We start from the raw sequence: 746 nt of genomic DNA, 5'->3' as shown, positions 1-746 counted from the left end.
ACTATGGAGAACTATGAAAAATATACTACATAGAAACCCCATTCCAGATATTGAATACCTAAAAAAGGAAGTGGTTAAATTATACTACGAATTAGTTGATGAAATATCTTTTGTCGAAAATTGGATAGATGAATATATTGTCAAAAAATAGGTATCATACTATATTATCAATAACATTTTGAATAGTTCCATTCACAGAACTGATAGAAACATCAGTAGCATTCGCACTACCCATGACAAAAAGAATTAATCCAAAAACAAGTAATATAGGTAAAAATCTAAATTTTAACTTAATCTCCATAAATTCGCTCCTTTCTTAAATAATTAAATGTATTAATTAATTTATTAGTTAATTTATTAGTTAATTTATTATTTAATTTAGTTATTAAATGGTTTATTTAGTATTAAGCCAGCTAATCAGATTTTATATTATTTTTAATTGTTTTTTAACAAAACAATGATTTTAATGATTTTGATAAATTAAATTATGAATAAATTTAATCTGTGGTAGCTACTTAATGATGTTAATAAAAAGTAATACCTATTTAAATATTTATATTATTAGCCTATAGAAATAAGGGCGGAAATCCAAAATAATAAGATAATATTTATTATAAGATTGGCTGTGCAATAATTAATTTTTCAGTTGATGGATGACAGTGAATTTTCTTAGTTGTGGTTAGATTGTAAATTATTTTTTGTAGTTTTTTTTATTTGTTGTCTATGTTTTTCATTGAATATCTATT

General features: G+C 22.3%; 1 protein-coding gene. It reads right to left on the bottom strand.

Annotated elements, in window-relative coordinates:
* Nucleotides 1-154 precede the first annotated feature (154 nt).
* On the bottom strand, nt 155-301 hold the full coding sequence (locus MBFIL_RS10545) for a hypothetical protein (RefSeq protein WP_157078678.1): 147 nt from the start codon (nt 299-301) through the stop codon (nt 155-157).
* Nucleotides 302-746: the final 445 nt, after the last annotated feature.

Origin of the sequence: Methanobrevibacter filiformis, assembly GCF_001639265.1 — an archaeon.
GTDB classification, from domain to species: domain Archaea; phylum Methanobacteriota; class Methanobacteria; order Methanobacteriales; family Methanobacteriaceae; genus Methanacia; species Methanacia filiformis.
Note: the sequence above shows the minus strand (reverse complement) of the source record. Positions and strands in the feature narration are given on the sequence as shown.